Annotated in this window: 13 protein-coding genes; 7 read left to right on the forward strand and 6 right to left on the reverse strand. The window is 65.0% G+C overall.

Annotated features, from left to right (window positions below; genetic code table 11):
• Positions 1–5 precede the first annotated feature (5 nt).
• The 3 genes from ACODS4_RS15420 to ACODS4_RS15430 all read right to left on the reverse strand — a co-directional run bounded on the left by ACODS4_RS15420 (position 6) and on the right by ACODS4_RS15430 (position 3,293).
• Entirely contained in the window at positions 6–764 is a 759-nt protein-coding gene (locus tag ACODS4_RS15420; protein WP_488865115.1) for a response regulator transcription factor, read from the reverse strand.
• A 184-nt stretch (positions 765–948) separates the two neighbouring features.
• Entirely contained in the window at positions 949–2,496 is a 1,548-nt protein-coding gene (locus ACODS4_RS15425) for a SpoIIE family protein phosphatase (RefSeq protein WP_488865117.1), read from the reverse strand.
• Complete coding sequence (locus tag ACODS4_RS15430; RefSeq protein ID WP_488865119.1) at positions 2,493–3,293, reverse strand: substrate-binding periplasmic protein; 801 nt, start codon at positions 3,291–3,293, stop codon at positions 2,493–2,495. Before ACODS4_RS15430 ends, ACODS4_RS15425 begins: the two co-directional genes overlap by 4 nt.
• A 203-nt stretch (positions 3,294–3,496) precedes the next feature.
• Here ACODS4_RS15430 and ACODS4_RS15435 point away from each other — a divergent pair, with 203 nt between their 5' ends.
• The 4 genes from ACODS4_RS15435 to ACODS4_RS15450 all read left to right on the forward strand — a co-directional run bounded on the left by ACODS4_RS15435 (position 3,497) and on the right by ACODS4_RS15450 (position 6,756).
• Positions 3,497–4,321, forward strand: coding sequence for an ABC transporter ATP-binding protein (locus ACODS4_RS15435; RefSeq protein ID WP_488865122.1), 825 nt, complete (start codon positions 3,497–3,499; stop codon positions 4,319–4,321).
• A 7-nt stretch (positions 4,322–4,328) separates the two neighbouring features.
• Positions 4,329–5,129 carry an ABC transporter permease gene (locus ACODS4_RS15440; protein ID WP_488865124.1) on the forward strand — a complete coding sequence of 267 codons (801 nt, stop codon included), beginning with the start codon at positions 4,329–4,331 and terminating at the stop codon, positions 5,127–5,129.
• A gap of 25 nt (positions 5,130–5,154) precedes the next feature.
• On the forward strand, positions 5,155–6,192 hold the full coding sequence (locus ACODS4_RS15445) for an ABC transporter substrate-binding protein (protein ID WP_488865126.1): 1,038 nt from the start codon (positions 5,155–5,157) through the stop codon (positions 6,190–6,192).
• A gap of 126 nt (positions 6,193–6,318) precedes the next feature.
• Positions 6,319–6,756, forward strand: coding sequence for an ArsC/Spx/MgsR family protein (locus ACODS4_RS15450; protein ID WP_488865128.1), 438 nt, complete (start codon positions 6,319–6,321; stop codon positions 6,754–6,756).
• A gap of 56 nt (positions 6,757–6,812) precedes the next feature.
• Here ACODS4_RS15450 and ACODS4_RS15455 read toward each other — a convergent pair whose 3' ends face one another.
• From ACODS4_RS15455 to purM, 3 genes are all read right to left on the reverse strand, one after another.
• On the reverse strand, positions 6,813–6,959 hold the full coding sequence (locus ACODS4_RS15455) for an aa3-type cytochrome c oxidase subunit IV (protein ID WP_298372478.1): 147 nt from the start codon (positions 6,957–6,959) through the stop codon (positions 6,813–6,815).
• Between the two features lie 87 nt (positions 6,960–7,046).
• Positions 7,047–7,724: a phosphoribosylglycinamide formyltransferase gene (gene purN, locus ACODS4_RS15460; RefSeq protein ID WP_488865130.1), complete on the reverse strand. Its 678-nt coding sequence runs from the start codon at positions 7,722–7,724 to the stop codon at positions 7,047–7,049.
• A complete protein-coding gene (gene purM, locus ACODS4_RS15465) occupies positions 7,721–8,779 on the reverse strand; it encodes a phosphoribosylformylglycinamidine cyclo-ligase (protein WP_488865132.1) in 1,059 nt (352 codons plus the stop codon). The genes purN and purM overlap by 4 nt, the downstream gene beginning before the upstream one ends.
• A 97-nt stretch (positions 8,780–8,876) precedes the next feature.
• On the opposite strand from purM, the gene ACODS4_RS15470 reads away from it, so the two are divergent.
• Genes ACODS4_RS15470 through ACODS4_RS15480 form a run of 3 tightly spaced genes read left to right on the forward strand, consistent with a single transcriptional unit; the run spans position 8,877 to position 11,893 of the window.
• The gene (locus ACODS4_RS15470; protein WP_488865134.1) at positions 8,877–10,268 is read left to right on the forward strand and encodes a DUF2066 domain-containing protein; all 1,392 of its coding nucleotides are present in this window, start codon (positions 8,877–8,879) and stop codon (positions 10,266–10,268) included.
• Positions 10,269–10,829, forward strand: a complete 561-nt coding sequence (locus ACODS4_RS15475) for a CDP-alcohol phosphatidyltransferase family protein (RefSeq protein ID WP_488865136.1) — start codon at positions 10,269–10,271, stop codon at positions 10,827–10,829. It abuts the gene before it with no gap.
• Positions 10,826–11,893 carry an AI-2E family transporter gene (locus ACODS4_RS15480; protein WP_488865138.1) on the forward strand — a complete coding sequence of 356 codons (1,068 nt, stop codon included), beginning with the start codon at positions 10,826–10,828 and terminating at the stop codon, positions 11,891–11,893. Before ACODS4_RS15475 ends, ACODS4_RS15480 begins: the two co-directional genes overlap by 4 nt.
• Positions 11,894–11,904 lie beyond the last annotated feature (11 nt).

Genomic DNA, 11,904 nt, shown 5'->3' on the forward strand with positions numbered 1-11,904 from the left:
TTCGTTCAGGCGGTTCCACCCAGAATGCGCACGGGCGCCGAGAAGACATAACCGACGCCATGGACGGACTTCAGCGGCGCCGCGCCGCCGATGGTCGCCTCAACCTTGTGGCGCAGGCGGCCGACCACGGTGTCGATGGAGCGGTCTTCGGGATTCCAGCGTCGATTGTAGAGCGCTTGGGAAATTTGATCGCGCGTCGCCGGTTTGCGCGCCTGTCCGGCCAACAGGCTGGTCAGCTTCATTTCCATGCTGGTCAGGCCAATGCGGATTCCAGCGGGGCTGGTCAACGCCCATTCGGTCGGGTCGAGCGTCCAGCGAGCCTCTTCGCTTGGTTCCCCGACGCCGTCCGACGGCGAGGCGGGGCCGCAAGGGGAGGCTGATTGTTCAGCGTTGTGCTCGCTCAGGCGGCGCAGCAAGGATTTGACCTGGGCTTCCAACTCTCGCAGTTCAACCGGTTTCACCAGATAGGCGTCGGCCCCGATTTCCAGCCCAACCACGCGGTCAACCGTTGTGCCGCGCGCCGTCACCATGATGATGCCGACGCCATGACCATCGCGCAACCGTGCGGCGATCTTGAATCCATCCTCGTCGGGCAGGTTTACGTCAAGAATGATGACGGACGCCGCCCGTTGGCTCAACAACCTGTCGAGTTCGGCGCCGTCGCGCGCGCCAACCGCGTCAAATCCGCAATTTTCAAGATATTCGACCATGTCGGATCGTAAGGAGTTTTCATCTTCGACCACGATGATCGTTGGCGTCGCCATACTCTCGTTTCCTTCTGCCGCCGGACCGAACGGAGCATACTCTAGAATGTTCTTGCATCAAAACATGCGAATTGTGCAAGCGGGCCGATGCAAGATGCCATGACGGCCAATATTTTTGAAGCATAGGCCAGTTTTAAAACGCTGGCCTTGCGAGTTTATGGCGTGAGTCGCGTTTCACCGCGTCTCAATCCGGCAAACGCACGCGGAATCCGAACAGCGTGATGTCGTCGCGCTGCCCCCGCCCGTTTTGGAAGCCGTCGAGAGTTCGTTCCAGAGTCGCTTTCACAAGGTCGAGCGGCTTGCCCTGGTTGCGGATCAGTTCGTCGCGCAGACGCTGTTTGCCAAAGCGTCGGCCAAGATCGCCGCCGTTTTGATCGGTCAACCCATCGGTCGCCAGAAAAAAACTTTGGCCGGATCGCAAGGTGACGCTGTGGTTGGTGAAGCCGATAACCGGCGAGGCGGTGAGCCGTCGGTAGCCCAGGCTTTCCCGATCCCCGCGCAATTCCGTGACGCCTTCGTCGGTGACGATCAGCAAGGGAATGCGGGCGCTGGCGAAGGTCAGGCGGTTTTCATTCGGGACAACATGGCAGATGGCGAGATCCAGGCCGTTGTCAAAGTGCTGGACCAGGGTGCGCGCCTCGCCTTCCTGGTTCAGGGTGGTTCGGACCTTGCTGTCCACGGCGGCCAGGATCGCCGCTGGATCTTCCGCTCCCAACTGGTCGAGAGCGTTGTTCAACATGGCGCTGGCGGTCATCGTCATGAAAGCGCCCGGCACGCCATGGCCCGTGCAATCAGCCACCGCGATGACGAATCCGTTGGCGGTCTGGCGGCACAGATAAAAATCACCGCTGACCACGTCGCGCGGGCGCCACAGGACGGCGTGTTCGGTCAACCCGGCGTTCAGACTTTCCTGGGTCGGCAGAATGGAGGATTGGATCAATTGGGCGTAGTTGATGCTGTCCATGATGGCGCGGTTGGTGGCGGCCAGCGCCTCCGTCCGTTCCTGAACGCGGGTTTCCAGGGTTTGCGTGTGCTCCTGAACGGTTTCCGCCATGCGGTTGAAGCTTTCGGCCAGCACGCCGATTTCGTCGCCGCGCGCGCTGTCCATACGGGCGCCATAGTCGCCACGCGCCATGGCGCGGGCCAATTGGGTCAGACGGCGCAGCGGGCGCAGGATGATCCGGTTCAGCGTGACGCCCAGCAAGCCAATGGCGGCCAGCAGCGACAGCAGCAACAGCCCGACCACCGGAAACAGGGCGTCCAACGTCGCCTGCCACACTTCGGCGGTTGAATAGGCGATCTCCAGACGGCCGACGGTTTCCGTGTTTCCCTCGCGGCTGCGCAGAACAATCGGGCGCTCGATCCGCAACGGGCTTGTCGAATCGTTGAGCGACGCGGGGGACGCGGCGCGCGCCAGCGGCGTGGGGTGATTCGCCTCGAACACGGCGATGCTGCGGATCGCCGGGTCACGGGCCAGAAGGGCGTTGATGGTGCCTTGAATGCTGCGGTTGTCCAGCTCCCACACAGGACCGCTGAGCGCGTCCGCCTGGGTGGCCGCCACCAGTTCGGCGCGGCGCAGCAAATCCTGATGGCGTTGTTCGCCGACGATGCGGGCCGACAGGGCGACCGCCAGCAGGCCAATGGTGACGGTGGCGATCAGCATGGTGGCGCTGACGCGCGCCAGCAGCGACTCTCCACGCCAAAAGGGGGCGAGGCGGCGGCTGGGCTTCATCGCGCCATCTCGCCGTTGGCGATCCCGGTGCTGTTCCACAGGGCGTTCAGTTTCCCGGCGGCGTCAAGACGGTCCAGCAGCGCGTTCAGCCAGACGACGGTGACAGGCGCGCCGCGCCGGACCAGGATGGTGTGTTCGTAAATTTGATCGACGCGGTTGGAGACCAGAATCTTGCGCGCAAGGTCCGGGTCTGATTTCAGAAAGCGGGTGAGGAAGGAGCGGGTGACGATGGCGAGCGTGGCGCGGCCAGCCGCGACGTTGCGCACATTCCCCTCATGCGTGACCGTCACGCGGGCGCCGTAGCCCGTTTCCAGGGCCTTCGGGTCGGCGTTGAAGTTGGCGAAGGCGTAATGATAACCAAGCCGACCGAGAATCGTTTTGCCGTCCAGCCTGTCGAAAAAGGACTGGTCGACGCCCGGCCCCGCCTTGGCGACAAACACCTCGGCGTCGCGCAAATACACGCGGGTGGCGTCAACCGGGCGATTCCGCCAGCCCCAGGTCAAGCTCTCAAAGGCGATCACGTCGAAACGGCCCTGTTCCAAATCCTCGTAACGCCGTTGCGGGGAGGTTGCGACCAACTCAAACCGAAATTCATTTTGGCTGGAGTTCAACAGATCAAGAAACGCTTGAGTGACGCTGGGTCCGGTTTCCTCCACGTAGGGCGGAAATTCATAGGCGCCAACCTTGACGGTGATGGCCGCTCTTGCGCAGGATCCGCCGATGATCCCGGCGATCACCAGAAAACACAACGACCAAGCGACCGAAAGCGCCATCCGGCGGGTTGATCGGCCCGTCATGCTGCCCCTCTCGCCGTGGGTTGCCTTTGTTTTCTCATCCACTCTACTCCGGTATGACAAACAGCCGCAACGTGGCATGAGGCGGGGCGGAGCAGGGCAGCTCAGCGATTGTGAGTCATACGGACCATGTTGCTCCGGCGCGTCGCATCGGCCAGTATGACGGCCCGCATGACGCGCACCCAGCAAGGAAGGACGTTCCACCCATGGCCGAGGCCGCCGCGACGGCGCCCGCTCTCTGTTTGGAGGGCGTGACCTGCACCTTTCCATCCCCCGACGGGCGCGGGCGCACCTACACCGCCGTGCAGAACGCCAGTTTCACGGTGGCGGATGGCGAGTTCGTTTCGATTGTTGGGCCGACCGGCAGCGGGAAATCCACGTTGCTGAACGTCGCCGCCGGGCTGCTGCGGCCCAGCGAGGGCCGGGCGTTGAGCTTTGGCCAGCCGGTGACGGGGATCAACCCGCTGGCCGGTTACATGTTCCAGGCCGAAGCGTTGATGCCCTGGAAATCGGCGCTGGAGAATGTCGCCGCCGGGCTGGAGTTTCGCGGGGTTCCCAAGCGCGAAGCGCTGGACCGCGCCGGGCCGTGGTTGGCGCGGGTCGGGTTGGACGGCTTCGGTGACCGCTTCCCTCATCAATTGTCCGGCGGGATGCGCAAGCGGGTGGCGCTCGCCCAAACATTGATCGTCGATCCCAAGATCATTTTGATGGACGAGCCGTTTTCGGCGCTCGACATCCAGACCCGGCAGATGATGGAAAACGAACTGCTTGACCTGTGGGCGGCGGATCGCAAATCGGTGGTCTTCATCACCCATGATCTGGAGGAGGCCATCGCCATGTCCGATCGGGTGCTGGTGCTGTCGGCGGGGCCGGGATCGCGGTTGATCGGCGAGTACAAAATTACCCTGGACCGCCCGCGCGACGTGGCGGAAATCCGCATGACCCCGCAGTTCCTGGCGCTGCACAAAGAGATTTGGGGCCAGTTGCGCGACGAAGTGCTGAAGGGCTACGCCCAGACCAAGCTGCGGTGACGACATCATGAGATCCCACGCCAAGCGCCTGCCGAGCCGTCCCGTCATCCTGCTGTTGCAGGTTGCGGTTCTGGTCGGCTTCTTCCTGCTGTGGCACGTCCTGACCGTGACCACCAATCTGCTCAGCCCCTTTTTCTTCGGCACGCCGCTGGCGGTGCTGGAGCGCACGGTCAAGGACTTCGCCTCCGGCGTCATCTGGTATCATTTGGGAATCACGCTGCTGGAAACGGCGCTGGCCTTCGTCATCGGCACGGCGTCGGGCATCGCCTTCGGCTTTTGGTTCGCCCGCGCGCCGCTGGTCTCGGTTGTCTTCGACCCCTACATCAAGGCGGTCAACGCCCTGCCGCGCGTGGTGCTGGCCCCGATCTTCGCCCTGTGGCTGGGACTGGGCATCTGGTCCAAGGTGGCGTTGGGGGTGACGCTGGTCTTCTTCATCGTCTTCTTCAACGTCTACCAGGGGGTGAAGGAGGTCAGCCCGGTGGTGCTGGCCAACGCCCGCATGCTGGGGGCCAACTCCCGCCACCTGTTCCGTCATGTCTATCTGCCCTCGGCCCTGTCCTGGGTGTTCTCCTCCCTGCACACCGCCGTCGGCTTCGCCATGGTCGGCGCGGTGGTCGGGGAGTATCTGGGATCGTCCGCCGGTCTTGGCTACCGCATCCATCAGGCCGAAGGCGTGTTCGACACGGTCGGCGTGTTTTCCGGCATGCTGGTGCTGACCATCTTCGTCGTGGCCATCGATTCGGCGGTGACGGTCGTTGAAAAACGTCTGCTGCATTGGCGCCCGCAAGAGGCGCAAACCACCCATTAACGTTGATTGTCGGGAGGATCGCCCCATGGGCTTCAGGACTTTGATCGCCGCCGCCGCCACAACCGTCGCCTTGACCTTGGCTTTGGGCGCGGTCGGTTCGGCCAACGCGCAAGCGCTGGAAAAGAAAGAGTTGAAGATCGCCGTCGGCGGCAAGCCGCTGCTCTATTATTTGCCGCTGACCCTGGCCGAACGGCTGGGCTATTTCAAAGAGGCGGGCTTGGACGTCGAAATCAGCGATTTCGGCGGCGGGGCCAAGAGCCTGCAAGCGTTGGTCGGCGGCTCGGCGGACGTCGTGACCGGCGCCTATGACCACACCATCCAGATGCAGGCCAAGGGGCAGAGCATCGTCGGCGTGACCCAGTTGGGCCGCTACCCCGGCATCGTTCTGGCCTCGGTCAAAAAGGCCGGGACCATCGCCTCGATCAAGGATCTGAAGGGCAAGAAGATCGGCGTCACCGCTCCCGGCTCCTCCACCAACTTCATGGTCAATTATCTGCTGGCCAAGGAAGGGATGAAGCCGGACGACGTGTCGATCATCGGCGTCGGCGGCGGCCCCAGCGCGGTGGCGGCGATCAAGCGTGGCGACATCGACGCCATTTCCAATCTGGATCCGGTCATCAGCCAAGCCGAGGCCGACGGCGACATCGCCATCATCGCCGACACCCGCACCGAAAAGGGCACGCTGGACGTCTATGGCGGGCCGTACCCGGCGGCGGTGCTCTACACCACGGCGGCCTTCATCAAAGCCAACCCGAAAACCACGCAAGCCCTGTCCGACATCTTCGTGAAGACCATGCTGTGGCTGAACAAGGCCAGCACCGAAGACGTCCTGAAAGTGCTGCCGGAGGAGTATTTCCTCGGCAACAAGACGCTCTACGCCCAGGCGTTCGAGCATTCCAAACCGACCTACTCGCCCGACGGTCGTTTCACCCAGGATGGCGCCCAGGCGGCCTTGACGGTGTTGAAGGCGTTCGATCCGGCGGTGGCGGCGGCGTCCATCGACCTGTCCAAGACCTACACCAACCAGTATGTCGAGGACTCGTTGAAGCGGTTGGCGAAATAAATAACCTTACAAAAAATGTGGGCGCGGCATTCTGTCGCGCCCTTTTTCATGCCGCGCCGCCGTTAGACTGGACGGAATTGGTCCTGATTGTTCCTTTCGGACCATCCCCTATGCGGAGCGCACGCGATGGCTGAGGTGATTTTCTACGGGTTGACCGGCTGCACGGCGAACGCCAAGCAGAAGCTTCAGTTGCAGGCGGCTGGCCACAGCCTGATCGAACGCGATCTGGCGACCGCGCCCTTGAGCGCGGCGGAACTGCGCGCCTTCTTTGGCGACAAGGAGGTTGCGGCGTGGTTCAACCGCCGGGCCGTCGCGGTCAAAAGCGGCGCGGTGACGCCCGATGATTTGGACGAGGCGGCGGCGCTGGCCGCGATGCTGGCCGACCGCGATTTGATCCGCCGCCCGCTGCTGGAATCGGGCGACCGCCGCGAGGCGGGCTTTGATCCGGCGACGCTGCACGCCTGGATCGGTTTGACCTCGCAGGAAAGCTGCGACGACAAGCACGCGCGCGGCCAGTGCGACCACGGCCACCAGCATTTTGTGAAGCCGCCCGTCGCGGCATGAGGGAAGTGACGGCGTTTCCCTGTCGGTCATCGACCGGGGGAAACGCCGTCAACGGTTTACAGAAGAAAGATCGCCATCAGAACCAGAAGGGCGACAACGCCGCCGGTGCCGATCTTCACGAACTGCGTGAAGGCGAGCCAGCCCTGCATGTGCGTGCGGACCAGATCGTCGCTGACCGGGGTCGGGGAACCAACAGCCGCCATCTCAAGAACCCTCCTTTGGTTTGCATTGCCGACAATTCTGCCCACGAATGGGAGAAGCGCAACAAAAACCAACCAACCCGCTCGCCTTTATAGGGGCGGATTGATGGAGGAGGCCAGTTCCTGGGAATCGCCGTTGATCCGCACGACCGCGCCATCGACGCGGGCGCGCCCCTCGGCGATCAGGCGGACGGCGTGCGGGTAGAGTTTGTGCTCCGATTCGAGCACGCGGTCGGCCAGCGCGTGGGCGTCGTCGCCGGGCAGCACGGGAACCGCCGCCTGCGCGATGATCGGTCCGGCGTCCATCTCCGCCCGCACGTAATGCACGGTGCAGCCGTGGAAGCGAACGCCGGTTTCCAACGCCCGCTCGTGCGTGTCCAGCCCCTTGAAGGAGGGCAGGAGCGACGGATGGATGTTGATGAGCGAGTCGTTCCACAGCGTGACGAACAGCGGCGACAGAAGCCGCATGAAACCGGCCAGACAGACCAGTTGAACGCCCGCCTGCCGCAGTTGGGCGTCCATCGCCGTCTCGAACGCCGCCTTGTCGCCGGGGAAATCGCGGTGGCTGACCACCGCCGTCGGGATCCCGGCCTTGGCGGCGCGTTCCAGACCGAAGGCGTCGGCCTTGTTCGACAGGACCAGAACGATCTCCGCCGGGAAATCCGGGGCGGCGCAGGCGTCGATCAACGCCTGCAAATTGCTGCCCCGGCCCGAAATGAGAACGCCCAGCTTCAGCTTTGGCGCCGCCGTTTTTGGCGTTGACGTCATGCCCAGGCCGTTTCCATGCCGGTGACGGTGACGCGCGGCTCGCCATCCTTCAGCGCGGTGACGGTTCCGACGGTGTGGACCGTCTCGCCGCCCTCGGTCAGGATGTCGATGGCCTGTTGGGCCTTGTCCGCCGGAACGACGACGACCATCCCGAGGCCGACGTTGAAGGTGCGGGCCATCTCGAACGGCGCGATGCCGCCGGTCTTCATCAACCAGGAGAACACCGGGGGCAGGGACCAGGTCCCGGCGTCCAACGTCACGCCCAACCCGTCGGGCAGCACGCGCGGAATGTTCTCGATCAGGCCGCCGCCGGTGATGTGGGCCATCGCCCGCACGGTTCCGGCGCGCACGGCCTTCAACGTGCTCTTCACATAGATGCGCGTCGGGGTCAGCAGCGCTTCGCCCAGCGTCTTGGCGCTGTCCCACGGGCAGGCCGAGTCGTAGCCAAGGCCCGACATGTCGACCAATTTGCGGACCAGCGAATAGCCGTTGGAATGCACGCCGCTGGACGCCAGACCAAGAACGACGTCGCCCGCCTGCACGGTGGAGCCGGTCAGGGCGAATTCGCGCTCGACCGCGCCGACCGAGAAACCGGCGAGGTCATAGTCGCCTTCGGAATACATGCCGGGCATTTCGGCGGTCTCGCCGCCGACCAGCGCGCAGCCCGCCTGACGGCAACCTTCGGCGATGCCCGACACGATGGCGCGACCGGCGGCCACGTCCAGCTTGCCGGTGGCGTAATAGTCGAGGAACAGGAGCGGTTCGGCCCCCTGCACGACCAGATCGTTGACGCACATCGCCACCAGATCGATGCCGACCGTGTCGTGGCGGTTCGCCAGAATCGCGACCTTCAGCTTCGTGCCGACGCCGTCGGTGGTGGCGACGAGAAGCGGATCCTGATAGCCGGCGGCGCGCAGATCGAACAGCGCGCCGAAGCCGCCCAGACCCGCGTCGGAGCCGGAACGCGCGGTGGAGCGGGCAAGAGGCTTGATCGCTTCGACAAGCGCGTTGCCCGCGTCGATGTCCACGCCAGCCTGCTTGTAGGCGTCGGACATGTTGTTGGACTGGGTGCTGATGGTATCCTCGCTTGAGCTGGGCTATATACCGAGCCGTTGGCTCGGGCCGAACATACTCGAATCGGAAGGCATTGCAATGCTCCACCGCCGTCGCGCGCCGCTGTTTGCGGGTCTCGCCGCCTTGTCCGTCGCTTCCGCCCTGTCGGCTGGCCTTGCTCAGGCGCAGACGACTCCGGCGCCGATGACGCAAGGGATGACGCAGGGGCAGCCTCTCGGCGCGGCGTCTCCCGCCGCTTCGGTCTTGCCGTCCACCGCGCCGACCGCCAACACCGCCGCCGACGCCTTCGCCGTGTCGGGCGTCAAGGTGGACATCACCGCCGCCAACGCCAACAACGCCCGCGACCAGGCGATCCGCGAGGCGCAAAGCCGGGCGTGGACGGAACTTTACAAGCGTCTCGTCCCCACCGGCGGCGCCGCGCCGAAACTGCCGGAAACGGAGCTCGCCAAGCTGGTGCAAGGCTTCGAGATCGACGAGGAGAAAGTCTCCGCCACCCAATATATTGGGTCGATCACCGTGCGTTTCCGCCCCAACGCGGTGCGCGACGTCATCGGCGGCAGCGTCACCGGCAACAGCCAATATGTCGAGCCGCCCGCCAAGCCCTTCGTCGTGCTGCCGGTGACGATGACCGCCGGGCGCGCCGTGCTGTGGGAAGACCGCACCGCTTGGCGCGCCGCGTGGGAGGATCGCCCCGCCGCGTCCTCGCTGGTGCCGTTGGTGGTGCCGGACGGCGAGCTGGCCGATGTTCAGGCCATCGGCGTGGATGAGGCAGTCGCGGGCAACCCCGAGGCGCTGGCCCGCATCGCCCAGCGCTACAACGCGGGCGGCGTCATCGTCGCGCGGGTGGAGCTTCCCAGCGGCGGGGCCGATCCGGCGCGCGGGTTGAGCGTCGATCTGACCCGTTACGGCTTGGATGGCGCGCGCGACGCCCAGACCGTCAGCGTCAAGCCCGACGCGGCGGCGGGCGACGTGCTGACCCGCGCGGTGGCGACGGTCGGCGCTCAGTTGGATGACGCGTGGCGGCGCGACAATGTGATGGCTTCCGGGCCGGAGCAATCGACGCTGGTCCGCGTGCCGCTGACCGCCGCCGCCGATTGGGTCGAGGTGCGCAAGCGCCTGACCGGCTTCGCCGCCGTGACCCGGACGGATTTGCAATCCATGAGCCGCAGCGCCGCGATGGTCACGCTGACCCATCGCGGCGATCCGGATCGGCTGGCCCAAGCTCTGACCAAGCGCGACCTGTCGTTGACCCGCGCCCCGTCGGCCCCGCCGACGGTTCCGGGCGCCGTGTCCACCGACTGGCAATTGACCCTGCTGCCGCGCAGCGGCGGCGAGGCCATGGTCGCCCCGCTCGGCGCGCCCGCCGCGCTGGCCCCAACCGCGCCCATGGGCGCCTCTTCGGCGCCATCCGGCGGGTTGGGCGCGCCGCCGCGCGATCTGGGAACCCTTCCGGCCAAGAGCGTCCAGTAAGTGAGCGTTCCCAACATCATCACCTTCCTGCGCATCCTGGCGGTGCCGCTGGCGATGTACATGATCCTGACCGGGCGGATGGAGTGGGCCTTCTGGCTGTTCGTCGCGGCGGGCGTGTCCGACGCGCTCGACGGGGCCATCGCCCGCCTGTTCCGGGCGCAAACGGTGCTGGGCGGCTATCTCGACCCGCTGGCCGACAAGACGCTCATCATCGGCGTTTATGTCGCGCTGGGCTATGTCGGCCAAATTCCGCTGTGGCTGGTCATGATGGTGGTGTTCCGCGACGTGATGATCGTCGGCGGCGTCATTCTGCTGTTCACGCTGAAGGAAACGCTGGCGATGCAGCCGCTGATCGTCAGCAAGCTGAACACGGTGGTTCAGATCGCGCTGGCCGCCGCCGTTCTGGCTCCTCCGGCGTTGGGGCTGCCGGAACTCCATCTGTTTGGGTTGGAGGTGGTGGACGCGCTGGTCTACGCCTGCACGGTGACGACGGTCCTGTCCGGCGTCGCCTACGCCCAGCGCGCCGCGCTGCTGTTCAACCGCCATGGGGGCGTCGCGTGACTCAGGACAAGCAGCTCCGCTTCTGGTTGATCGGGTTGGGGCTGTTCGTGCTGGTCCTGTGGTTGCTGGCCGACATGCTGTTGCCCTTCGTCGCCGGGTTGGCCATCGCCTATCTGCTCGACCCCACGGTGGATCGGCTGGAACGTCTGGGGCTGCCGCGCTGGCTGGCGACCGGGGTGGTTCTTTTGGGTTTCATCCTGGTTCTGGTGGTGATGATTTTGCTGCTGGTGCCGTTGGTCCAGGGGCAGACGACCCATCTGTTGCAGGTGCTGCCGAATTACGTCGCCGTGGTGAAGGAGCGCGCCTTGCCCGCGCTCGACCGGCTGGTTCATCGCCTGCCGCCGGGCGATGTGGAGCGTCTGCGCGCGGCGGCGGGCAATTACGCGGGCGACGTCGCCGGTTGGATCGCCAAGGTGATTTCCGGCATCCTGTCGCGCGGGCTGGCTCTGTTCGACGTGCTGTCGGTGATGTTCATCACGCCGGTCGTCGCCTTTTATCTGCTGCGCGACTGGGACCTGATGGTCCACAAGGTCGATGGTTGGTTGCCGCGCCACCACGCCGATGTGGTGCGCGAGCAGGTCAAGGCGGTCAACGTCACGCTGTCCGGATTCGTGCGTGGCCAGGCGACGGTCTGTTTGGCGCTGGGGGCGCTCTACGCGGCGGGGTTGACGGTCGCCGGACTGGATTTCGGTTTGGTGATCGGGCTTTTGTCCGGCGTCTTGTCCTTCATTCCCTATGTCGGCTCGCTGTTCGGCTTTGTGGTCAGCGTCGGGCTGGCTTTGTTGCAGTTTGACGATGTGTGGCGCGTCGCCATCGTCATCGGGATTTTCCTGTTCGGGCAGGCGATGGAAGGCAACGTTCTGACCCCGAAGCTGGTCGGGGACAAAGTCGGGTTGCACGCGGTTTGGGTGATGTTCGCCTTGCTGGCTGGCGGCAGCCTGTTCGGTTTCCTTGGCGTGTTGCTGGCGGTGCCGGTGGCGGCGGTGATCGGCGTGTTGACCCGCTTCGCGCTGCGCCAGTATCTCAGCAGCCGCTATTATCATGGCGTGGGGCCAGAGCGCTGATGGAAACCGGC

The organism is Azospirillum sp. FG154 (assembly GCF_057809575.1).